This window comes from Erysipelothrix rhusiopathiae (assembly GCF_900637845.1).
Classification (GTDB): Bacteria; Bacillota_I; Bacilli_A; order Erysipelotrichales; family Erysipelotrichaceae; genus Erysipelothrix; species Erysipelothrix rhusiopathiae.
In genome coordinates, this window is record NZ_LR134439.1 from 968,931 (window position 1) to 993,642 (window position 24,712).

Genomic DNA, 24,712 nt, shown 5'->3' on the forward strand with positions numbered 1-24,712 from the left:
GGTTAGATTATGTTAGAAGCTGTGAAAGGTGGACTTATCGTTTCCTGTCAAGCACTTGATGGGGAACCGTTACAAAGTTCGATGATTATGGGCCGTATGGCAATTGCTGCAAAGGCGGCAGGTGCTGTAGGGATTCGAGCTCAAGGGGTTAATGATATCAATGAAATTAAAAAGACGGTAGATTTACCGGTTATTGGTATTATCAAGAAAAACTATGAAGGCAGTGAAGTGTTCATCACTGCAACACATCAAGAAGTCGAAGCACTTCTTGAAACAGAATGCGAAATGATTGCACTTGATGCAACAAACCGTGTACGTCCAATGGGTGTGAAAACGGAAGACCTTGTAAAACAAATTCATGATGGGGGACGTCTTGCTATGGCAGACTGTTCAACGCTTGAAGAAGTAATCGAGGCAGAACGTATTGGTTTCGATTGTGTTTCATGTACACTTGCAGGTTACACATCGTATTCTAAAAATGTTGATGGACCGGATTTTGAACTGGTAGAGAAGATGGTTCAATCGGTAAAGGTTCCTGTAATTGCGGAAGGTAAGATTCACTATCCTGAGCAATTAAAACGTATTATGGATTTAAAGGTTCATAGTGCTGTTGTTGGTGGTGCCATTACCCGTCCTCAAGAAATTGCGACACGCTTTATAGAAGCGATTAAGGAGAAATAATGTTTAAACAACTACAAAAAATTGGTAAGTCATTTATGCTGCCAATTGCAATCCTTCCAGCTGCTGGATTGCTCTTAGGGATTGGTGGAGCACTATCAAACCCAAATACTGTAGCAGCTTATCCATTTTTAAATCAACCAATCTTACAGGCTGTATTCCAAGTTATGTCTGCAGCCGGAAGTACTGTATTTGGAAATCTTGCATTACTCTTAACAATTGGTCTTTGTGCAGGTCTTGCGAAAAAAGATAAAGCAACAGCTGTTTTAGCGGGTGTTGTTGGTTATCTTGTTATGAATGGAACCATGACTGCACTTCTTGGTATCTTTAGTCCTGAAGGGGCAGCTATTGATACAGGTGTTATTGGTGGTATTGTAATTGGTAGTGTTGCGGTATATTTCCATAACCGTTACCACAATATCCAATTACCACAAGTACTTGGATTCTTCGGTGGATCACGTTTTGTTCCAATTATTACATCGTTTGCTGCAATTTTCGTAGGAGCAGCATTCTACATTGTTTGGCCTCCGTTCCAACAACTTCTTGTAAGTTGTGGTGACTTTATTGCTACTTTAGGTCCAATTGGAACATTCCTCTATGGATTCTTAATGCGTTTATGTGGTGCTGCAGGGCTTCACCATATGATTTACCCAATGTTCTGGTTTACAGAGCTTGGTGGTGTTGAAGTTGTGAATGGTGTTTCTGTAGCAGGTGCTCAAAAAATATTCTTTGCACAACTTGCAGATCCAAACCATGTAGGTCTTTATACACATGGAACACGTTTCTTTGCGGGTCGTTTCGCAACAATGATGTTTGGATTACCAGGAGCATGTCTTGCAATGTATCACTGTGTACCGAAAGATAAAGCCAAACAATATGGTGGTTTATTCTTAGGTGTTGCACTTACATCATTTATTACAGGGATTACAGAGCCTATTGAATTTATGTTCTTATTTGTATCCCCTGTACTTTATGTAATTCACGCATTCTTAGATGGTGTATCATTCTTAATTGCGGATGTACTTCGCATTTCAATTGGTAACACATTCTCAGGTGGATTTATTGATTTCTTACTCTTTGGAATCTTACAAGGACAAGCTAAAACACACTGGCTCTATGTCTTACCAGTAGGGGCGCTTTGGTTTGTAATCTATTACTTTGTATTCAAGACTTATATCTTGAAATTCAACGTCCCAACACCAGGTCGTGGTGAAGATGAAGTTGCTCCAGAAGCAGCAATTACAACTAAAGATTCCCTTAAAGATGATTCCGTTAAAATTATTGAATATCTTGGTGGTCAAGAGAACATTGAAGATGTTGATGCATGCATTACACGTCTTCGTGTTTCAGTGAAATCTCAAGAACGTGTAAACAAAGAAGGTTTGAAAGCACTAGGTGCTACAGATGTACTTGTGGTCGGAGATGGTATTCAAGCAATCTACGGCGCAAAAGCAATTCTATATAAAAATAATATTGTCGATATCTTAGGTATCGACGAATAATACTCATAAATATCTGAATAAAATACAATGGTCACCGTAGTGTTCATTGAGAAATTATGTATGGAGGTTCACCATGTTTGAACGATTTAAGAAAAAAGAAGAAGTTATGAAACCATTTGGAACTGGGATTGCACGCTCGTTAACTGCAGTTCCGGACCAAGTGTTTTCTCAAAAAATGATGGGGGATGGATACGCTCTTGAACTTACAGAGGGTACAATTACTGCACCAGTAAGTGGTGAAGTTACCATGATTTTCCCTACAGGACATGCATTTGGAATTACAACGGATGCAGGCTTAGAACTTCTGATTCATATTGGCATTGATACCGTAGAACTAAAGGGCGAAGGCTTTGATGCTGTTGTGAAACAAGGTGACAAGGTAAAACAAGGTGATGTCTTAACACACGTTGACCTCGAATTCATAAAGGCACAAGGAAAATCTTTAATAAGTCCTTTTATCTTTACATCAGGTCAAAGTATTGTACTTCATAAAGAGGATGAGATGGTTGACCCCTCAACAGATCAACTCTTAACAATACAAAAGTAAATAGCAATAAATATCAAAGATTTTATAGATTATAATACCTTTAAAGTTGACACTAAATAAAAAACACTATCGTGTTAATATTTAGTTAAACTTTGGAGGTATTTTTTTTCATGGGCAAACAAACAATAAGATCATATGAAGATAAGTTAATGATTGTACAAGAGATTTTGAATGGTAAATCATATAGAAGTGTCAGTGAAAAATATAATGTTCGTACTGGAACAATTGCAAACTGGAAAAGAAAACTTATGGAGAGAACGCTACATTTAGATAGATGCCGCAAGAAACCTGGGGAAGTAGAGGACATAGAAATTATAAAAAAGTCTTATACTCTACTCATGAAAATCCGAAAAATACAACACGAATAGGAAAATATCAGATCATTTATATTCTAAAAAAAGAGTACCCTGTTTCAAAACTAAAGTTAGAGTAAGGCGTCCGTTTTTTGAAAAATTGAGAAAAGAAAAGAGCCATCTAAAAATGGCTCCTTACCTAATGAATGAAGACTTCACATCAACGAAACCCCTAGAAAAGCTTTCAACCGATGTCGGTTACATTCAATGTTCAGACGGATTATTATATCTATCTGCTATTAAAAATCTCTTTAATAATGAAATTATAGCATATTCTATATCTACAAAAAGTAATATTGAATTATTAAAAGAAACGATGAAGGGACTTCCTAAGCCTTGCTCTGACATTGCAATGATTAATTCGGATCAAGGCTCTCTTTACTATTCAGGATACTATATTGATAAATTGGAAAAACATGGGTATCAAATGAGTATGTCGAAACGTGGCCATTGCTGGCAAAACAGTCCAATAGAAAATTGGTTTCCTCAATTAAAGGAAGAATGAATTAGAATCGATGGGAAATTAACAAAACAAGAAACAAAAATAAAAACAAAAACAAAAGGATACGTTCATTGGTATAATACCGAACGTATCCAGAAAGATCTTGGATATCTTAGTTCTATCAAATATAAATCTACTTTTTATTTAGTGTCAACTTGACAGGTACTGGTATCTAAGAGATTTTTTTTATTAATAAAAAATAAGATTTTCTTACGATGACTAATTTAATAAACAACCTTAGTCCTGTGTTTAATGTTAATAATAATCAAATTTATTATTTATTGAAATAGTATAACACTAAATTGCGCTAAATCTCAAAACATGTTTATTTCACCAATAATACAAATAAGGACGATAGGATGTGATTACACATCAACATTGTGTGGGAGGGAAAAATGGATAATAAACTAAAAGGGGTAATCGTTCTTCTATTTATATTTGCGCAGGTGACAACCCTTGTCGCTGCAGATACGAAGCCAGACACCTTCGATGATCCTGTTGAGATTAATGAAACTGTTAGTCAAAATGAGGTAATCGAAGAAAAAACTGATATTGATGAAGTTAATATAAATGATGACCAGCCTCAACAAATTGAGAAGGATACCGTAGAGACAACGGTATCGAAACCCTTAGACACTGAGAACAAGGAAAGCCCGGTCGTTACTTTCACAGATCCCGTTATGGAAGACATTATTCGTATCTATACAGGAATTCAAATTGGGACGCCCATTACAGAAAAAGATATGCTTCGTGTTGTTGCACTCGACAAGAATGTATGGGGTAGAATTAATAATATTAAGCAATGGAAAAACTTTGAAGGGTTGCAATATGCTAAAAATCTCAAGGTTATTGACATAGCGGGATATACGGACAGTCTTGAAGATATTAGTGCAATTAAAGGTTTATCGGTTAGTCATTTAAATATTAATGGAAATGAGAAAATTACAGATATTTCATCCATAATGGGAATGCCACTTAAAAAATTAGAAATAAATGAACTTGATAACTTAGGTGATAATACAATTGAGGTATTGAATTCATTAACCGAATTAAATTATGTGGAAGTAGGATATTCTAAGATAACTGATTATACTTGGGTTGAAGGAAAACCGTTAAAAACATTTAAAAGTGGAGCGAACAATCTGAAAAACGATGATCTCAAACCGCTTGGAACACTCAAAGAATTGGATGACGTTTACTTAGCAAGTAATCCGTTACTTACTCATCTCGATGTTTTTGAGAATATGAATATCACCGAATCTTTAAATATGAATCATACTGGGATTCAAGATTTGAGTGAACTCAAAAAACTAAATGGCGAAGTAAAGCACATAACACTTACAGGGAATGGAATCGAAGACCTAAGTCCTTTGGCTGATTTTACACAAAAAAATATCACGATGGTGACGCTGGCGAATAATCGTATCTATGATTACTCACCCTTGGTATATATTCTTGAAAATGAGAACACCATACTTTATTTAGGTGAACAAAGAACGGATCTTGATCCGTTCTCCCGTAACGATGAAAATCATTACATTACAAATAATCCCGTCATCGCTGTAGACGGAAAAAAGGTAGAGGCCTATAGCAATACCGAATCTTTTAAATTAGAAAATTTAGAAGATAATACAAAAATAAAAGTTACTTACGGTATCAATAATACAACCGCAAATGATGTTATGTTCTCAATTTGGTATAAGGACAAAAAACTTACCCAAATATCTGCAAAAGCAATAAAACAACCACAATTGCGAATTAATTATAAGGTAGGAACGTGGTCACAAGTTGATGGTCCGTATTATAGAGAAATTATTGAACAGGAAATCCATCCTCTGGTAATGGGTGAAAAATATGATTTCACAGATTATATTAAAACACGAAAATCTGACAAATTAGTGGGCTATGAATTATTAGAAAAAACGATAACCGATAATGTGAAGGGGATAGCCGAGAACGATGTCGTCGTTGATGTTGCCTATACGAAAATAATACCCAAATATGGTTATGTGTACGTTGAATATAAGAATCAGGATGGCGATACAATCTTAGAATCTCAAAGAAAAGATGGTGTACAAGGAACGTCCTATGATGTCAGCCCGCTAAAAACCACCATTAATGGCTATACCTTTAAATCAGTAAAAGGCACTGAAAAAGGGATATTTACTGATAAAGCGCAAACTATAACGTATGTCTATTCAAAAGATGCAATCAAAGCAGAGAATGTAACAATCAGATTTGAAGACGAAGCGGGTATAACAATCAGCAAAGATTCAATCTTAGAAGGAAATGTTGGTGATAGCTATGATACAACACTATTACAGACGGATTTTACAGGCTATACCTTTAAATCAGTAAAAGGCACTGAAAAAGGGATATTTACTGATCAAGCGCAAACTATAACGTATGTCTATTCAAAAGATGCAATCAAAGCAGAGAATGTAACAGTCAGATTTGAAGACGAAGCAGGTATATCAATCAGCAAAGATTCAATCTTAGAAGGAAATGTTGGTGATAGCTATGATACAACACTATTACAGACGGATTTTACAGGCTATACCTTTAAATCAGTAAAAGGCACTGAAAAAGGGATATTTACTGATAAAGTGCAAACGGTAACGTATATCTATAAAAAAAATGTTGTTCATGGTGCAGATTTGACAATTTTATACCACGATGCGTTCGGAAATGAAATAGCTGAAGCGATAAGTTTAAAAGGAATTTTTGGGGAGTCATATGCAATTAATCTAGAGGAGAAACTGTTAAAGATACCAGGATATACCTACTCAAAATATAAAGGTGAACTAAAAGGTACGTTCAGTCATCAAGCGTATACACTTATCTTAATCTACATCAAAGATGAAATTACACAGGGGAGTGTCGAAATTCAATATCAAGATAGTGAAGGGAAGCTACTTCATAAAACCGAGATTGTTGAAGGTGTAGTGGGCGATGCGTATAACGTTGAAGAAAGAAAAATAGAGATTCCTGGCTACACTTTTAAAAACATTATAGGGGATTTAATTGGAACATACGGGAATGAAGCAATTAAAATTGTTTATATTTATGAAAAAGATCCAATTATTACATCATTCGTTACCGTTCATTATATTGATGAAGCGGGGAACGCCATTGCGCCTGTTTTCATCAATGAAGGGGTCCATAAAGAATCTTTTGCCCTAGAACTTGAAATAATTCAAAAAACAATTGAAGGTTATGAATTTAATCGAATTGAAGGAGATATGGTTGGCAACTATATCAATGGTAATATAGACGTCTATCTTGTGTATGAAGTAGTTGCATCGAAGGATGCACCTATAAAGGATCCCTCCGAAAAACCGGAAACGAATCCTAACAAGAATGGAATCATTAAACAACCTAGAAAAGGTGAAAAGATTAACACTGAGAAAGTTGTGAACCCCAAAATTGAAACTTCTAAAAAAGGGACACCCAAATATTTGCCATCTACAGGAGCAAGCCAAAATTACTATTTAGCAGGAAGTCTAGTAATTATTGGGATACTCATTCAAGTGCGTCGTAAAGAAGATTAAATAAAACAGAAACGTCAGAACGGAATTAGATATTCCGTTTTTTTTTGTATTCAATTATCATCGTTTCTTAACACAAATTTCTTAGAATTCAAGTATACTTTTCACCAAAGGAGGTGCCAGATGTTGACATTTAGACGACCACACTCACGAATTGTAATAAGTTATTTACTGAGTATTTTGCTACCTTTAATGAATGGTGGGCTTATGTTTAAAATTATGCAAAACGAAACACGGTTGGATTATGCTAACGTCTTAGGTGCCTCCGTTGCCGTAGCTGGGATCGTGATGGTTGGCTGCATTTATTTTTTAATTTTAAAAGATGAAGTTAAAATAAGAGTTAATAAAAAAAAACTTATATACTATCAATTCGGGAAATTAGAGCATATTTATTATTTGAAGGACTATCAAATTAAAGCTTATGAAGAAGGATTAAGTATGGCTTTAGAATTAGTTGAACATAATGACGGTAGGAAGATTAAAATTGATTGCCGACCGCTTGGACGAGAAAATTATGAAATACTAGTACAAATGCTAACTCGGATAAAAACCAACACTTAAAAAGTTGTAAATTAAAGGCAGAGATGAAAAAATGTCTGCTTTTAATTTACAACTCAAACGAGAGTGTCTATTTAAATATAATCGTCATGCTGACGGGATTGTGGTCGGAATATTTGAAATCAACAGTTCCCAGTCCAACTGTATCAATAATTTCGATATTGTCGGAAACAAGAAAACCATCGATGACCGCCATAAACGTTTCTTGAGGACGATATGCTTTATCAACCGCACGTACTGAAGGATTATCGGGGTCTACACCCCAATGGTAGCCGGAAGGAGCAAAGTCTTCTGGCAGCTCCATAATCCAATCAGGATAAGAATCCGTCCAAGTGAAATTGTGAGAATCGGTCGTTGGCAATTCATGATTGAAATCACCACCAAGGACAACATAATTACCTTGGTTATATTCGCTTTCGAGTACCTCTTTCATCTGCGCAAGTTGTTGGACACGAACCTTGCCCCCTTTATCAAATGCGGAGAAATGAGCATTAATAAGGATAAATTCTTTTCCATTATCCATCGGGTATCGGGTCACACTGAATGCACGTTTAAGGTCAAAGAGTTGTTTTACCAAGGGTTCTTTCCCATTGAACTGATAGCGTGTGGAACTTAAGGGTTCTGCTTTTGATAGAGTGGCAATCCCACTTTCTGCCCCTCCCATTGGATGCGTGAACGGTACAGGAACATATTTCACTTTGTAATTAGGGGCGAAAATTCCGTGATAGCCTTCATTACGAAGGAGATCATATTGATTCACATTAAAACTGCGCTTGCCGGAAAGATCCACTTCCTGAAAGAGCGCGAAATCAGGATTGGTGTCTTGGAATATAGAGAGAATGCCATCCATATTTAGAAGCACTTCCTCGAGTGTATCAGCGCCGGCTTTATTACCACCATCCATAAAAAAGTCTTGGTCTTGGCCAAGTGCAGCATAGCCAATATTATAAGTTAATAAAGTATATGGTTTATTGGTGTAGAGTGTGGCTTGGACATGCGCCTTGTCAATAGCCAAATCCGTGAGCGGTTCTGGCTTATAATCTGTTAAGAAGGCGTAGCTAATCAAACCACCAAGGATGATTACAATGACAAGTACCAAACTGAGTAAGGCTTTCCAAATCGTTTTTAAATGTTTTTTCATGAGGAACCCCATTTCTATAATTTAATTTTACGTTAGTTTAACCCGTGCTACAAGATAAATGTATAAAAATTCGAACTGACTTATTTGTGGAATTTTAGTGATAATTGAATTAGTTTTAATGTTTAGTAGTATTTAGCGAAATGATGTGATATACTGTAGAAGTTAAAAGATACTCATTGCAATTGTGTGAACAAAGTAAGCATGACCTTCTTAATTAACTAGAACTGGAGGCATACTTATGGAATCAGGAAAAGTAAAATTCTTTAATGCAGATAAAGGTTTTGGATTCATCATCACTGACAGTGGAAAAGAAATTTTCGTACACTACTCAGGAATCATCAGCGATGGTTTTAAAACTTTAAATGACGGTGATGTTGTTACTTTCGATATTGAAAGTGATACACGTGGTGATAAAGCTATCAACGTTAAAGTTGCTTAATTAAAACATTATCATTTAACTCTCGGTAACGAGAGTTTTTTTATGCCTTTTTCGAAGGCACTTTTTTGTTTTTATATATGTTTTCAGTATCCAAATTCCTCTGTATTTGACATAAAATCACGCGATTTTTGATTGATTTGGTTACTTTCTTAAATCTTAACCATAAAAAAAATAATTCATGTATTATAAAAAAAAGTAATTAATAAATACTATATATAAGGATAGCGGTGATTTTTATGAGAAAAAGATTTAAAGCAATGATGCCACTTGTGTTATCACTTCTTTTAGTGATAACAACAGGAACAAATATTCGTGCGAATGATGAGGGAACCCTAGCGGAACTCACAGCTATGGATGATGTGTCGATCGTTCAATCCATCTTGGATGAAGAAGAAACAAATACTCCAGAGGAAGATCCAGAGCTTTCTGTAGACCCAAGTGTTCCCGTCGATATTATTGTGGAACTTGAAGCACGTCCGATTTTAGATTACGAAAACGAGATTAAGCAGGTAGGGAGTTTAGGCGACTTTTCAGAAACGAAACAAGCGCAAGATCTCGAAGCCAATTTAATTAAATCTCATGAAGCTGTAGTGGATAAAATTTCTGAAGTCATTCAAAAAGATGTGGAAGTTGATAGTAATTTTACCCGGGTTATGAATGGTTTCTCTCTTAAAGCATCATTGGATGATTTGAATTTAATCAAAGATATCGAAGGTGTTAAGAGTGCTTTTGTAAGTCAAACGTATGATATTCCTGAACCTCAAATGGTCGATAGTAACCGTACGATTGGTTCAGACACAGTTTGGACGCAATCACACTACAAGGGTGAAAATATTGTGGTGGCAGTCTTGGATACCGGTCTTGATACTGGACATCCTGCATTTGCGGTAGCACCATCACAATTCAGAATTAATAAACAAAAAATTCAAACAGTTCTAAATAATAAAAAACTGAAAGCTACAGCGAATACACCGGGTCTTACGGTAGATCATGTTTATATTAATGACAAAGTACCGTTTGTTTATGATTATGCGGATAAAGATGCAATTGTTGATCCAAGTGCGCATAATTATGGACGTTTAGCGCATGGAACCCACGTTGCAGGGACTGTAGCCGGAAAAGATCAAGCGGATTTTAGAGGCGTAGCACCGGAAGCACAACTCATGATCTTTAAAGTGTTTAGTGATAAAGGTGGTGGGGCGAGTGATATTAGCTTAGTATCCGCATTAGAAGATTGTGTTTATTTAGGTGTTGATGTTATTAATATGAGTTTGGGGAGTGATGCTGGGTTTATGCATGATTCCTACAAACCTACCAATGATATGTACAACCGTATTCGTGATAATGGAATTGTACTTGATGTTGCGGCAGGAAACGCGATGTCATCATCTGAGAAAAACTTATATGGTAATGATCTAACACTTGCATCTGATCCAGATCATGGCATTGTCGGTAGTCCTTCAACCTATGCTTCACCCATATCTGTTGCCAGTGTGAACAATACAAAATATCGTCCAGGTAGCAAGACAATCGATCCGACTCAAGTAACCTTATCAGGCTTCTCAAGTATTGGTACAACCCCTAATATCAGTATTAAGCCTGAGATATCTGCACCGGGTGCTTGGATACGATCTGCGATGCCACGTTTAAACGGTCAAAACTACGATGAAATGTCAGGAACATCCATGGCAACACCTCATGTTGCAGGTGCTTCCGCATTAATGAAACAATACTTAAACGATAAATTTGGAAATTTAACCAATATTCAAAAAATGGAACTTACCAACAATTTATTGATGAGTACGGCTCATCCAATTGTACAAAAAGATGGTGCACCACAACCCGTTCGAAAACAAGGTTCAGGGATGATGGATATTAATGCAGCCATCAAAACACCTGTTTACTTGAGTGTTGATCCGAAACAAAATCATGATGGATCCAATCGTCCTAAGATCGAATTAGGCGATGATCAAAACAAGACGGGAAATTATACACTTAAATTTAAAGTTACGAATATGGGAACTCAAACTGAAACGTATCAGATTAAAGAAAAAGTAAGTGTACCCGTTATCAAACGTAGCATTATGGACGATCATCGCGAACGTGCATTTATGACAGATGATAATCGCAGTGTAGATGTAACTCGTTCAGGTGTGACATCAGTAACTGTAAAAGCAAAAGAGACAAAAGATGTTTCGATTACAGTACAACTTACACAAGCTGAGAAAAACCGTTTAAACCAAGAATTTGAAAACGGAACGTATGTGGAAGGGTTTGTACAACTTACGCATGCAAGTCATCCTCAAATAAGCATTCCGTTCCTTGCTTTCTACGGTGATTGGGAAAAAGCACCAATCTTTGATCATGCTGCGGAATATGAGATGGGGGTACGTGCAAGTAATTATGCACACCGTTACTTATCTGACAAAATGCCAATGGGTGGTAATATTTTTGATCGACGCATGATCTATACAAACCCGAGTCGTTTTGTAATATCACCCAATGGTGATGGATTATACGATAAACTAAGTGGTATTAATTTAGGACAATTACGTAACGTAGAATCCATGACGATGGAAATTACGAACAAAAAAACAAAACAAGTCATTATAAAAGAAGAACGCCCAAATATTCGCAAAACGTTCTACAACAATTCCTATGGAAAACAGGTTCCGAATATACTCTTTTGGCCCTTCTCAACATTTACGGGTCTTGATCAACAGAAAAACCCACTACCTGAAGGTCGATATGATTTGAAAATCAGTGCAGATTTAGGTTATCGAAAAGGTATTGATCAAGAGATTGTTCATACGATTCACGTTGATCATACGAAACCGGTCATACCTCAAGATAAAATTAAGTTTACGGAAAAAAATGGTACGGTTATGATGCATGTGGAAAGTAATGACAATACATTCTTAACACAAACTGCACTTTACCCCGTTTATAATGGTAAAGTACAAGTAAACCGTCCTTTAAAGAAACAATATACACCATACGATCTTGTCTCGCGTCATGCTTTTGATGTGGATGTGACAAATTTAAAAGGACAAGAAGTGGTTATTTCCGCAGTTGATGCAGGAATGCTTGAAACGAATTATAAAACTGTAGTTCCAGGGACACCGAAACCACATCTTAAAGTTGATGAATTTAAAATTAAAGTAGGAGCACAAATAGAGCTTGAACCCGGTAATTTTAAATGGCAAACACCTACATTTGAGTCAGAAGATCCGGAGATTGCGGATGTGAACGATAAAGGACTGGTAACGGGATTAAAACCTGGAGCAACCTTTATTAAAATTAAAGATAAAAATGGAATTGATCTTGTTGCGCTCATTGAAGTGTTTGAAGAAGAATCGTTAAAACTTCAAATGAAGGTTGGAGAAAAACGTAAACTTATTTCTTACAATTTAGAAGGAAAACGTACCTTTGATTCTGATGCACCACACATCGTATCGGCTCGTGATACCGGAGAAATTGAAGCGCATCAAAAAGGGAAAGCGAAAATTACGGTTCAAAACGCTTATGAAAAATTAGAGTATGAAGTTGAAGTTGTGGATCAACCGAAATATACACCAAGCTTAAGTTTTGATAAAAAAGTTTATGAAATCAATTCAGGTGAAGTTGTTGCACCAAAATTCACCATTGAAAACGATGACCCAAGTAATCCTCAAGTTGTAACACGCTTGCTCACAAGTAATGAGGAACATGTAAGTATTGCAGGACTCAAATTTACTGGTGAGCATGCGGGTGAGGCTGCAGTCATTGCGGAATTGAAAAATGGTACACGTGCTGTTGCGAAGGTAAAAGTCGGGGGATTGGATACGAAAAAACTTGATATTCTAATCAGTCAGGCATCAAATCTTAATGCAGATGATTACACCAAGACATCTTTCACAACCCTTACCACAACACTTCAGGAAGCAAAAACCCTTCGTAAGCAAAAAGGAATTGATCAAAGCAACATCGATACGATGGTTGAAAAACTTGAGAAATCAATGAACCAACTGGTTCAAGTAATTAAAAATTTACCAAGTGCGATGAGCGTCGAAGTTGGAAATACGTTTAAGTTGAGTCCAAAACCTGCGCAAGGAAAATGGATTTGGGATGCTGAGTTTCTTGAAGGAACCGCTCAAAATAATGATCAAGAGATGATGTTTAAAGGTCTAAAAGAAGGTCAAACAGATGTGCGTTATCGCACCAAAGACGGTGAAGAACAATCCGTAGCCGTCGCAGTTAAACCAAAACCAAAACCCGTAGAAATTGATCCTATCGTACCCACAGATCCTGTCGATCCGGTAAAGCCAACAGATCCTGTCGATCCGGTAAAGCCAAAAGACCCTGTCGATCCAGTTAAACCCACAGATCCTGTCGATCCGGTAAAGCCAACAGATCCTGTCGATCCAGTTAAACCCACAGACCCTGTTGATCCAGTTAAACCAACAGATCCAGTTGATCCAGTTAAACCAACAGATCCAGTTGATCCAGTTAAACCCACAGACCCTGTTGATCCAGTTAAACCCACAGACCCTGTTGATCCGGTAAAACCCGCAGATCCAGTTGATCCCGTGAAGCCAACAGATCCAACGAAACCAACGAAACCAGTAGATAGCGGTTTAAAACCGATTGATAATCTCAAAAAACCAATTGTTAAGCCAAAAGATCCTGTTTCTCAAGTTGAAAGTATAAAACAAGATAAACCGGTGATTCATTTTGGAGTCGTGAGTGAATCATTACCTCAAACGGGTGTAACACCACAATATCGCGGGTATACACTCCTTGGATTGGGGCTTGTGATTCGAGTAATCAACGATAAAAAGAATCGTATGAAATAATCCAAACACGATGATTTAACTAAAATTTACGTCAAATTCATCACAATGAGTGTTCAATATGTTATTCTAATCATAGTCTGTTAAGGCATAATATAAATAGGAGGACTCTAGTTTGATTGAGTTATTAAAAGTTATAATCCTCGGTATTGTTGAAGGAATTACAGAATGGTTGCCGATTAGTAGTACGGGTCATATGATTCTTGTTGATGAATTCCTTAAACTGAACGCACGACCTGAATTTAAATCAATGTTCTTTGTTGTGATTCAATTAGGTGCGATTCTTGCCGTTGTAGTTATTTATTGGCATAAACTATTTCCATTTAAGAAAAACAAAAATGGTAAGATTACGGTTGAAAAAGACATCATCAATATGTGGCTGAAAATTGTTGTTGCATGTATTCCCGCAGGTATTGTTGGAATTCTATTTGATGATTGGATTGATGCGCATTTGTATAATCCGACCGTTGTCGCAATTATGTTAATCTTATTTGGTGTTATCTTTATTGTGGTAGAAAACCGTAATAAAAATGCAAAACCTAAAATTACTAAAATTTCTGAAATTACATATCAAACTGCATTGATTATTGGTTTATTCCAATTAATTGCTGCCGTATTCCCCGGAACATCACGTTCTGGTGCAACCATCGTAGGTGCATTAATATTTGGTGTATCACGTATTGTCGCAACTGAATTTACATTCTTCCTCGCAGTACCGGTAATGTTTGGAGCAAGTATTTTGAAATTAGCGAAGTTCTTCGTTAAGGGGAATGGATTCATGTTTTCGGAATTTGGTTTGCTAGTAGTAGGGATGGTTGTTTCATTTATCGTCTCAGTATTCGCAATCCGATTCTTACTCAATTACCTTAAGAAGAATGACTTTAAAGCATTTGGTGTTTACCGAATTGTTTTAGGAATCATTGTACTATTATTCTTCTATGTGGTAAAACCACTGTTATTTTAAAAGAAGCTTCGGCTTCTTTTTTTAAATCACAATACAACACACAGTTGTAAAGGGGTGTGTGTGTTAAAATATAAACATAAGAAAATGAGGAAGGACTGTCGACATGAAAAAAATCATTTGTATTTGTTTGATGCTAGGAATCGTTACTGGGTGTGCAGATCGTGGTAAAACTGCGACCTCAGTGAAACCTCATCCCATCGATAAAGAGGTTCATAAACTTCCACCCGTTAAGCCAAATACAGAAAATCCTAATCATCTTCCGGATGTCTCATTTGAAGATGCTGTTGAATTTTATTTTTCGTTGCATGATGAAGCTTCAATTATTACAGAGATTGCCTATCGCCCCCTCCATGAAGAAGGGGTCTATGAAGTTAAGGCGGCAATTGAAGACAGTGAAGTTGAAATTGTATTTAATAATAATCACGACATTCTTTCAGAGACAAATGAATATTTAGACCACAAAGAACAGGTTGAAGTTGAACGCGATGGATTTACCCGTGATGAGCTTGAAACTATAATTCCTGTGTCCGAAGCAATGCATCAAGCCCTAACTTTTAAACCAGGACATTTTGTTGAAGTTGAACTCAAAAAAGATAAAGATACCTTAGTTTATGAAATTGAGATTGTGGGTGCACATCAAAAATCGATCGACATCAAGGTTGATGCGATTACCGGGAAGGTTTTGCGCAAAGATTAGTTCGTGAAAGTTAGAAAGCAGTATGATGAGAAAAATTAAACTATTCATTGCCATAAGTTTGGATGGCTATATCGCAGATGAGAAAGGTTCAATTAATTGGTTGGAATCGTATAACTCTGTGGATGATGATACCTATGAAATGTTTTATAAAACAGTTGATACGGTTGTAATGGGTCGAAAAACCTACAAACAAGTTACCGAAGAACTTTCACCAGATGTGTATCCCTATGAGGATTCATTTACCTATGTTGTTTCATCACAGGATATCAAACCACGTAATAACATGGCACTCATCTCGGAAGATGTTATTGGAGTACTTAATGAAATCAAGCAACAAGAAGGAAAAGATATCTGGATTGTTGGAGGTGGAATGCTAGTTTCAGCACTTGTGGAGGCATCCATTATTGATGAATATTGGATTGCTGCTGCACCTATTTTACTGGGTAAGGGTATCCCATTATTTGATGAATCGATAAACAGTCACCAACTTAATCTGATTGAAAGTTATACGAAGGGTCAGTTGGTTTATATGAAGTATCAAAAGCGCGCTTAATTGCGCTTTTTTTGTTGTTTTAATACGCAATCAATTTTATTATGAAATAAGTGTGAAAAATGACTGCGAATGTCCTTGACTTGTCCATGTGGCAGTTGTATTATAAGTGGAATGACACACTTATGTCGCAAAGAGGTTATGATGAAACAACAAGAAATTATTAGAAGAACTGTTCCCTTTATAATTATGAATCCCACTGCTACAGTGAACGATATCGCAAAAAATGCCGGTATCAGTCGTGCTACGTTTCACCGTACATTTACTGGACGTGACGAGCTTTATGATGTCATGGCTCGTGCATGTATTGAGGAAATTGATACAGCGCTTAAAGGTCTTGAACGTAAACTGGATTTATTTGAATCTTTAAAAGATATTGTGGATGTGTTAATTGAACTGGGTGATCGGGTGTATTTTTTGTATTATTATCCAGATGGCTTAAATTCAGATGAGTTACGTCAAGAATGTCATGCAATCTTAAAACCACTCTATACAGTTGTGATCAAGATGTATAAAAAGAAGATGTTGAATCAAAATGTTAATGAGGGTTGGATTATTAATACGATCAATAATTACGTTTCGATTGCTTGGGTTCAAGTGTATGTGGGTAATGTAACACAAGCAGAAGCGGTTGAAAACACCATGCAAATGTTGCTTCATGGAGTTGTAGCATACTAAAAAAAGTCTCAGCGGTTGGTCGTTGAGACTTTTTATCGTTTAGGATAAATCTTCCTTATGGTTGATATACTTATTGATAATAACAGAAATAAAGATTCCAAAAAGCGTTTCAAGGATGCGTCGGATCATATACTGTATTGCATCGCCTTGAGTTCCATTATGATTCAGTAAGACCGCAAGGACTAAAATCGCTGACATGGATGTAGCGTACTCACGAAGATTTAATATTTTACAAAGTGTTAGATCTACTAAAAGCACAGCCACAATGAGTAGCGTATAAGCTAAAGACTCACTGGGAATATTAAAATAGATTGTAATGAGTAGAAATAAGATTCCGATGATTCCTCCAAATAAAGTTCCTAAGATACGATCAAGCGAAGCACGCACTGCATGTTCCGGTGATGACTTCATCATTAAAACGGCGGTAATCGCTGCATAAAAGGGAGCAGGATAGTTTAACGTCCAAGCAGTGATGAGACAGATTGCAACCGCGAGGGTTGTTTTTAAAATTCGTAAACCCGGTAAATATTTCGTGTCCATGTGGCACCTCATGTTTCTTTTATGTGTAAAAATGCAAAATATCCTTAATTTCATACAAATTATACATAAAATATCAAATTATGTCATTCTTCCGTTATTATAGGTTTGCATAACAATACAAAAAAAAATCATAACCTTCTTTGTATGTATGCAGCACACACCATAATAATGATTCATCAGTGTGTGATGAGTCGTGTGCAACCGTCTTTGGTGAGACGACTGCTTTTCGATGAAGTTAAGTAACAGTTAGGAATGTTTAAACGAAGATGAACACACTTCGGAGCTCTTATTTAGGTATGGTGGGATATTCTAAATAATATATGAACTTCCTATAAATCATTATATCGCACATAATCGATTTGTACGCTTGGTTATACTTGACCATATACTCAAGCATTGTTACTTCAGTTATTACGCATAACGATCTGTTTGCATTCTATCATACATGCAGACAAAGCACATCGTACCAAATTTTGTTTTGATCAAGGGGATGTGAAGCAATACAGATATTTGGGGCGGAAGGAGGAGGCCAATGAAAAAAATAGTTAATCACGTTGTAAACGGTCTGTTGAAAATTTCAGATCAAGCAACGACATTATCACTATGGTCTTTCTATAAGCCAGAATTGCCAAAGAAAAAATAATAAAGAACCTTGGTTAGTAACGGACCAAGGTTTTTTTTATGGCTTCAATTTTAGGTTGGGGTTATGCTATAATTTAGGCAAAGGAATGGTATGGTTATGATTAAAATAGCAATTGTTGATGATGAAACGATAATGCATGATCGTCTTCGGGAAGTTGTGAATCAAACGCTGCTTAGCCGAGATATTGATTATCGCGTCTTAATCTTTGATAATCCAGATGATGTGTTGTCATGTGTTAAACAGACCAAGATCGATATTGTTTTATTGGATATCGAGTTGGGTTCTCGAAATGGCGTTGAGTTAGCGAAACGTCTTTCTTTGGATAGTCCAAGTACCGTTGTTGTGTTTATCACTTCCTATGAGGGCTATATTAAGGACGCATTTGGTCTGAATGTCTATGACTATATCTTAAAGCAAGAATTGGATTTGCAGTTGCCAGAGGCGTTAATTCAACTTACAACACGTCTTACACAACGTGATAGTGTTGTTTTTAAGTTTGATTCAGGGATTTTAAATTTAGAACTCATGGAAATTGTCTTTGCATTGTATGAAAATCGAAATATAACGATTTTTACTCAAGATGAATCCTATGTCATGAAGTCAACCAGTCTCACAAAAGTGTATGAGAGTTTACCTGAATCCATGTTTATTCAACCCAATAGTCGTTATATTGTGAATATGATGTATATTCAAGAGATGCGAAAAGGGGTTATCAAACTGAAGGGGTATGATGATCTGATTGAAGTTTCACGCGGTCAGTTTAAAAATTTATATCAAAATTACTTGGATTTCTTAGTAGAAAGTGAGCGATTGTAGATGACAAATGAAGGCATGATGCTTATTGGGGAAGCATTGTTTTGTCTTTTAGATGTATTGTTGCTTTTTAGAGCGGCGCAAGTCTTTCTTACAACTAAAGATAATCATAAATTCAAATTCTGGGGTGTTACCTTCCTAACATCCTTTTTAATTTTTAGCGCAACCGTATCGACAGCATTTTCCTCCTTTGTTTCGATTATTATGGGGGTGCTGCTGGTTGTTTATGTATTTGTGCTTTTTGATGGAAGTGTTTTTGCGAAGGTCATGTCCGCAATTGTTTATTATCTGCTGTTAGGAATTATCACAATTCTTGTAATATCCGCAGTTGTAAAGATTACCAATATTCAAGTTGATGTCTTGATGGGTGCAACCGAATTAAGAATGATTGTGATGTTTGGGATTAAGACCATTACAATCATTCTCATTGAGTTATTACGACGGTTATTAGGGCCAAAGCAGTTTACCCAAGATATTTTCGTATCTAACTATACACTCGGTTATCTTGTTGTGAATCTTCTCGTAATCATTGTACTTTTTGATATTGTTTTGACTCAAGATTATATTATTTCTAAAAATCTTATCTTTTACTTTATTATAATCCAGACTATCTTAATTTCAATCATGTTTATGATTATCAGTAACTACTTTGAAATGAAGGTCAAAAACGAGACCTATCAAACGATGATTGATGCGTTTAATTTATACCAAAAACGTGAAGTGGAACGTGTAGAATCCGATGTGGAAGTATTAAAACTTAAACATGATCTCAAAAATCATATGGCATCTTTATCGTATATGATCGAGTCTGGGAAAGATGATGAAGCCCGTAATTATATCCATGAGCTGATTCATCATGAGGCTTTGAAAACGTATGTGAATACACCCAATCCCGTTATTAATGCCATCGTAAACTCTAAAATTACTCAAAATCCACACATCCATTTTGTAACCCGTGTCGGTATTTCTGAATTTAAAATTGAACCGTATGATTTAACAGTATTATTGGGAAACGCTTTAGACAATGCTATTGAAGCTGCAGGAAAATGCGAACGTAATCGTGTGGTGAAGTTATATCTTGAAGAGAACAGCCAGTTTTGTAAGATTCAAGTTTTAAATACATTTCATGAAATGCCACGAATGAAAGATGGTGTTTACCTTTCTTCAAAACGACTTGGGGATAAACGTGGTTTTGGGATGGTTGCTATGAAAGAAACAACGAATAAATATTTAGGAAGAATGGATAGTAAAATTGAAGATGATTATTTCAAACTAACATTGATTCTTTCAAAATCATCATAATATGCATAAAAAGATACAATATAAACCATTTCGATTTATCATGTATCTTTTTTTCATATAATACAAATAGAGGTGTTACATGAAAAAAATATCATTTAAATTAAGTCATAATTTTTATAAGTACGGATATATTGATGAAGATGATTGTGATCGCATGCGCTTTGCTTTAGAAGTCGTGATGTCCAATCTTTTTACTTTTGGTTTTATAATTCTGATGGGTATTGTATTTCATTGCTTTCGACCAACACTTGCGTTTGTTGTGATGTTGGGGGCACTTCGAAGTTTAGATGATACATTTCATTCAAATACATTTTTTGGATGTTTTACTATGACCGTCTTTGCTTATGTTTTTTCAGTGTTTGGTCCAGGTGTTATTGATACAAGTTTTAAAGTCCCTTATATGTTATTATCTTCGGCATTTTGTGGGTCGATTATGCTTGTGTTTCTGTTTAATCGTAATAATATTCGTTTAAATAAAAATTCAGGATTTATGAGTTACATTATTATCATGTGCATCATTTTATTTATCCTAACCCTAGCCCTCCCGAGTATCTTTGATATTATTTTGGTAGTAATGAATGTCATTATGGTAGTAACGGTAACGTTTGCTTTAGGACAAATCATTCATCTTCGTGAATCATAATTAAGCGCTACGATATTTATCTTTTAAGTCTGTGTCAATTAAGTGTAGAAACCATAATATAACTAAAAGAGGGAGATTTTTATGAATTATGAAGCGTTAATTGTTTTCCTAATTGAAGCCAAAAAAAATACTTATGCATCAGGTTTTGGAAAAGTAGATAGTAGTCGACCGCATTCATATGATTTAGAGTTTAATTCAGGAAAGTACAAATACATTGATAGTTATTTAGGTACTCATTTGTTCACGGGTGAAGAAGCAATCTGGAATCAATTAAATCCTGTTTGGGCAATGAATTATAGTGGAAGAGTCATTAATGAAGAGAAATTTTCAAGCAAGTTCTTAAAAAGGGCCTTGATGGAGCCAACAATTGATTATCCATTTAGGGGTAAACCGTTTTATTCTGAAGGTGATTATACCTATGTAATGGAGGCAAATGGTGATTTTTCTTGGTTTATCGGCAGAGAACTTATCTTTAATAAAGACGAATTAGTGTATGAACTCAATTTTCATGGGGGATTAGTTTTAGATACTCATTTTGATTAATACTCACATAATGAGTACATCGAGATAAACATTAACACCAAACTTAGTTTGGTTTTTTTTCTTTTCTAAGAGAGATCAGTAAATATTAGGTATTTTTTAAAGAACTATCTTGTAGTTTCAAAAGTGATTCGCTAATGATTTCCATCAGTTGTACATAGTTGAAGGTTTCTGTTTGGAAATATGATGATATTTCTAACTAAATGGTATTTCACATTTTATCTTATACAAGGGTCTTTTAAATTGAACTTGTATTTATCTGAGAACCTATGCTATAATCTCGATAGTATGAGTCCTTTAAGTTGTGACAGAGAGCACAGCAAGGTACGCAGTCAACTTTTGTATTATGATGCATAAAGCTGCTTTTTACCTTATTTAAACTTAAAGGACACCTTCGGGTGTCCTTTTGTATAAAAGACCATACGGGAGAAAGAAGAGGTTTTACACATGAGTCATAATCTTACAGTAGGGGTTCAAGAGAAACCCAGTTCAACTAGCAAGTGGGTTATCCTAAGCTTGCAGCATGTCTTTGCGATGTTTGGTGCCACCATTCTCGTTCCATTTTTAACGGGTCTGGATGTTGGGGTCGCACTTGTCGCAAGTGGTATTGGTACCTTAATTTATATTCTATGTACAGGCGCTAAGGTTCCAATTTACTTGGGGAGTTCCTTTGCGTATATCGGAAGTGTTGCTGCCGCAATCGCTTCAACGGGAGGCGCAGCAAGTGCTTATACCGGATTAATGGTGGTTGGTTTAATTTACTTAATCGTTTCTATCGTTATTACTTTTACCGGTAGTGGTTGGATTAAGAAATTATTACCACCTGTAGTAGTAGGGCCGATGATTGTGATTATCGGATTATCCCTTGCTCCGACAGCCGTTAAAGAAGCAGGTTTAATGGGGATTGATGTACTTTTAGAACAAGGTAAGTATGTGGGTGTTCAAGGAGCAGCATGGAAAGTTCCTTTAGTAGCTTTTGTAACATTCATGAGTGTAGTGCTTGTTTCCATTCGAGGAAAAGGTTTTATTAAAGTTGTTCCATTCCTTGTCGCAATTTTTGTAGGATATTTTAGTTCTGTTGTATTAGGTCTTGTTGATCTTGGAACCGTATTCCAAGGCTATAGTTTTATTCAAATTCCAAAATTCCAATTTATTGGAACATATAAACTTGATTTCACAGCCGTTGCAGCTTTCGCACCATTAGCGCTCGTAACAATTGCGGAACATATTGGAGACCACGTAGTATTAGGTGAAATTACGGGTGAAGATTATCTTGAAAGTCCAGGACTAAACCGTACAATATTAGGAGATGGATTGGCTACATTTGTCTCTGCATCAATCGGTGGACCTGCAAACACAACTTATGGTGAAAATACAGGGGTAATCGCGATGACGGGTGTAGGATCTGTATATGTGACAGGATTGGCTGCAATCTTCGCAATCTTACTTGGATTCTTAGGATGGGTTCAAGCCTTTATCACAAGTATTCCTTGGGCTGTTATTGGTGGTATGACCATTGTGCTCTATGGATTAATTGCTTCAAATGGTATTAAAGTATTAATTAAAGATCGTACGGATTTATCCGATATGAAAAACTTGGTTGTCGTTGCATCCATGTTGGTGATTGGTCTTGGTGGAGCAAGTGTTCAAATTACATCACAAACTTCATTAACAGGGATGAGTTTAGCGGCAATTGTCGGAATTCTCCTAAACCTTTTCTTGAATTTTATTGATAAACCCAAAGAAATTAAAGAGACTTATTAAAAAAGCGGCTTCGGCCGTTTTTTTATGGTTGATGTTTCATTTGCATTTTTCAAACCAAAATCGAAAAGTACAACTGAATTGTTTATTAAACTAAATCACTGCTACGATGAACATGATAATCTATATTCGAGAGGTGACATAGATGAAAAAAAATCCATTATTTTTATTAAACAATAAACGTCCTGTGGGTGTTTATTCTGCATGTACGGCAAGCGGACCCGTACTTGAAGCAACATTAGAGTTCGCAAAAGAACACAATTCTTCGGTAGTAATCGAAGCAACCGCAAACCAAGTAAACCAATTTGGTGGTTATACAGGAATGCAACCTGTTGATTTTAAAGCGTTTGTTTATGAACTATCCGATAAAGTTGGATATGACAAATCACGCATCATTCTTGGTGGTGACCATTTAGGTCCTTTAACATGGACTGATTTAAATGAAGATGAAGCAATGAAAAATGCATGTGACTTAGTCTATGCTTATGTTCGTGCTGGTTTTACAAAAATTCACTTAGATACATCAATGCGTGTTGCAGATGATAGTACTGAAGAAGTGTTATCAAATGAAACCATTGCACGTCGTTCAGCAATGATGGCAAAAGTTTGTTTAGAAGCTTATGATGATTTATTGAAAGAAGATCCTGAAGCAGTATTCCCTGCATTTATTATTGGTAGTGAAGTGCCAATTCCAGGTGGTGCCCAAGAGGAAGAAGATACTTTAGCAGTAACATCTCCAGAAGCATTTAAAGAAACATACCGTGTATTCCAAGAAACATTTAAAGCAGCAGACGTGGAAAAAGTATTCGATTCTGTAATCGGTATTGTTGTGCAACCGGGGGTTGAATTTGGTGATGCAGATTTATTCCAATACAATCGTGAAAATGCGAAAGAACTTACGGATACATTAAAACGTGAATTTGATTCATTTGTATTTGAAGGTCATTCAACAGACTATCAAACACCAACACATTTACGTGAAATGGTTGAAGATGGTATCACAATCTTGAAGGTTGGACCAGCATTAACATTCGCATACCGTGAAGCACTCTTTGCGCTTGCACATATCGAAAGTCAAATCTGTACAGATCCATCAAACTTTGTAGATGTTTTAGAAACTGCAATGCTTGATCAACCTGGAAACTGGCAAAAACATTACCATGGAACAGATGTTGAGCTTTTCATCAAACGTAAATACAGCTATAGTGATCGTGCTCGTTATTACTTACCAGTACCTTCAGTACAAGCTGCAATTACAAAACTTGTTTCAAATTTAAATTCTGTAGAAATTCCAATGACATTAATTTCTCAATACATGCCATATCAATACCGTCGTATTAAAGAGGGAATTGTTGAGAATAATGCGGAAGCACTTATTAAAGATTACATTAAACTTTATTTAGAAGATTATCAATATGCAACGCATGTTGATGAATTAGAAGCATAAAAAATTAAAAAACCGTCCTAATGAGAACGGTTTT

Annotated in this window: 23 protein-coding genes; 21 read left to right on the forward strand and 2 right to left on the reverse strand. The window is 35.9% G+C overall.

From position 1 onward, the window contains the following. Nucleotides 1-9: 9 nt before the first annotated feature. The 8 genes from EL194_RS04715 (at nt 10) to EL194_RS04750 (ending at nt 7,691) form a co-directional block, all read left to right on the forward strand. Nucleotides 10-681, forward strand: coding sequence for an N-acetylmannosamine-6-phosphate 2-epimerase (locus EL194_RS04715; protein ID WP_003775703.1), 672 nt, complete (start codon nt 10-12; stop codon nt 679-681). Continuing rightward, nucleotides 681-2,180 (forward strand): PTS transporter subunit EIIC, encoded by a 1,500-nt coding sequence (locus EL194_RS04720; protein ID WP_003775702.1) that lies wholly within the window; start codon nt 681-683, stop codon nt 2,178-2,180. The genes EL194_RS04715 and EL194_RS04720 overlap by 1 nt, the downstream gene beginning before the upstream one ends. Before the next feature lie 73 nt (nt 2,181-2,253). Next, nucleotides 2,254-2,727 carry a PTS sugar transporter subunit IIA gene (locus EL194_RS04725; protein ID WP_003775701.1) on the forward strand — a complete coding sequence of 158 codons (474 nt, stop codon included), beginning with the start codon at nt 2,254-2,256 and terminating at the stop codon, nt 2,725-2,727. Nucleotides 2,728-2,837: 110 nt separating this feature from the next. Beyond that, on the forward strand, nt 2,838-3,095 hold the full coding sequence (locus EL194_RS04730; protein WP_003775700.1) for a helix-turn-helix domain-containing protein: 258 nt from the start codon (nt 2,838-2,840) through the stop codon (nt 3,093-3,095). Nucleotides 3,096-3,207: 112 nt separating this feature from the next. Continuing rightward, nucleotides 3,208-3,585: a DDE-type integrase/transposase/recombinase gene (locus EL194_RS04735; RefSeq protein ID WP_003775699.1), complete on the forward strand. Its 378-nt coding sequence runs from the start codon at nt 3,208-3,210 to the stop codon at nt 3,583-3,585. 39 nt (nt 3,586-3,624) lie between these two features. Next, the gene (locus EL194_RS08740) at nt 3,625-3,741 is read left to right on the forward strand and encodes an IS3 family transposase (protein ID WP_414457992.1); all 117 of its coding nucleotides are present in this window, start codon (nt 3,625-3,627) and stop codon (nt 3,739-3,741) included. A gap of 236 nt (nt 3,742-3,977) precedes the next feature. After that, nucleotides 3,978-7,133 (forward strand): MucBP domain-containing protein, encoded by a 3,156-nt coding sequence (locus tag EL194_RS04745; RefSeq protein ID WP_051009470.1) that lies wholly within the window; start codon nt 3,978-3,980, stop codon nt 7,131-7,133. 120 nt (nt 7,134-7,253) lie between these two features. Beyond that, complete coding sequence (locus tag EL194_RS04750; RefSeq protein WP_034886858.1) at nt 7,254-7,691, forward strand: hypothetical protein; 438 nt, start codon at nt 7,254-7,256, stop codon at nt 7,689-7,691. A gap of 67 nt (nt 7,692-7,758) precedes the next feature. Here EL194_RS04750 and EL194_RS04755 read toward each other — a convergent pair whose 3' ends face one another. Further along, the gene (locus EL194_RS04755; protein ID WP_051009469.1) at nt 7,759-8,829 is read right to left on the reverse strand and encodes an endonuclease/exonuclease/phosphatase family protein; all 1,071 of its coding nucleotides are present in this window, start codon (nt 8,827-8,829) and stop codon (nt 7,759-7,761) included. Nucleotides 8,830-9,067: 238 nt separating this feature from the next. Here EL194_RS04755 and EL194_RS04760 point away from each other — a divergent pair, with 238 nt between their 5' ends. The 6 genes from EL194_RS04760 to EL194_RS04785 all read left to right on the forward strand — a co-directional run bounded on the left by EL194_RS04760 (nt 9,068) and on the right by EL194_RS04785 (nt 16,989). Next, on the forward strand, nt 9,068-9,268 hold the full coding sequence (locus EL194_RS04760) for a cold-shock protein (protein ID WP_003775691.1): 201 nt from the start codon (nt 9,068-9,070) through the stop codon (nt 9,266-9,268). A 236-nt stretch (nt 9,269-9,504) separates the two neighbouring features. After that, on the forward strand, nt 9,505-14,103 hold the full coding sequence (locus EL194_RS04765) for a S8 family serine peptidase (RefSeq protein ID WP_003775690.1): 4,599 nt from the start codon (nt 9,505-9,507) through the stop codon (nt 14,101-14,103). Nucleotides 14,104-14,215: 112 nt separating this feature from the next. Continuing rightward, on the forward strand, nt 14,216-15,064 hold the full coding sequence (locus tag EL194_RS04770; protein ID WP_003775688.1) for an undecaprenyl-diphosphate phosphatase: 849 nt from the start codon (nt 14,216-14,218) through the stop codon (nt 15,062-15,064). Nucleotides 15,065-15,167: 103 nt separating this feature from the next. Further along, on the forward strand, nt 15,168-15,761 hold the full coding sequence (locus tag EL194_RS04775; protein WP_013852579.1) for a PepSY domain-containing protein: 594 nt from the start codon (nt 15,168-15,170) through the stop codon (nt 15,759-15,761). Between the two features lie 25 nt (nt 15,762-15,786). After that, nucleotides 15,787-16,314, forward strand: coding sequence for a dihydrofolate reductase family protein (locus EL194_RS04780; RefSeq protein WP_016357585.1), 528 nt, complete (start codon nt 15,787-15,789; stop codon nt 16,312-16,314). 141 nt (nt 16,315-16,455) lie between these two features. Next, nucleotides 16,456-16,989, forward strand: coding sequence for a TetR/AcrR family transcriptional regulator (locus EL194_RS04785; RefSeq protein ID WP_034886857.1), 534 nt, complete (start codon nt 16,456-16,458; stop codon nt 16,987-16,989). Nucleotides 16,990-17,028: 39 nt separating this feature from the next. Here the strand turns inward: EL194_RS04785 and EL194_RS04790 are convergent, their stop codons facing one another. After that, a complete protein-coding gene (locus EL194_RS04790) occupies nt 17,029-17,529 on the reverse strand; it encodes an FUSC family protein (RefSeq protein ID WP_003775680.1) in 501 nt (166 codons plus the stop codon). Nucleotides 17,530-18,061: 532 nt separating this feature from the next. On the opposite strand from EL194_RS04790, the gene EL194_RS04795 reads away from it, so the two are divergent. From EL194_RS04795 to EL194_RS04825, 7 genes are all read left to right on the forward strand, one after another. Further along, complete coding sequence (locus EL194_RS04795; RefSeq protein ID WP_013852584.1) at nt 18,062-18,172, forward strand: AgrD family cyclic lactone autoinducer peptide; 111 nt, start codon at nt 18,062-18,064, stop codon at nt 18,170-18,172. Nucleotides 18,173-18,268: 96 nt separating this feature from the next. Next, the gene (locus EL194_RS04800; protein WP_016357586.1) at nt 18,269-18,988 is read left to right on the forward strand and encodes a LytR/AlgR family response regulator transcription factor; all 720 of its coding nucleotides are present in this window, start codon (nt 18,269-18,271) and stop codon (nt 18,986-18,988) included. Then, nucleotides 18,989-20,287, forward strand: a complete 1,299-nt coding sequence (locus EL194_RS04805; protein WP_003775675.1) for a sensor histidine kinase — start codon at nt 18,989-18,991, stop codon at nt 20,285-20,287. It abuts the gene before it with no gap. A 79-nt stretch (nt 20,288-20,366) separates the two neighbouring features. Beyond that, nucleotides 20,367-20,930, forward strand: a complete 564-nt coding sequence (locus tag EL194_RS04810; protein WP_003775673.1) for an accessory gene regulator B family protein — start codon at nt 20,367-20,369, stop codon at nt 20,928-20,930. An 81-nt stretch (nt 20,931-21,011) separates the two neighbouring features. Beyond that, nucleotides 21,012-21,473: a DUF5680 domain-containing protein gene (locus EL194_RS04815; protein WP_003775670.1), complete on the forward strand. Its 462-nt coding sequence runs from the start codon at nt 21,012-21,014 to the stop codon at nt 21,471-21,473. A gap of 444 nt (nt 21,474-21,917) precedes the next feature. After that, the gene (locus tag EL194_RS04820) at nt 21,918-23,234 is read left to right on the forward strand and encodes a uracil-xanthine permease family protein (RefSeq protein ID WP_003775669.1); all 1,317 of its coding nucleotides are present in this window, start codon (nt 21,918-21,920) and stop codon (nt 23,232-23,234) included. A gap of 142 nt (nt 23,235-23,376) precedes the next feature. Further along, on the forward strand, nt 23,377-24,678 hold the full coding sequence (locus EL194_RS04825; protein ID WP_003775664.1) for a class II D-tagatose-bisphosphate aldolase, non-catalytic subunit: 1,302 nt from the start codon (nt 23,377-23,379) through the stop codon (nt 24,676-24,678). Nucleotides 24,679-24,712: the final 34 nt, after the last annotated feature.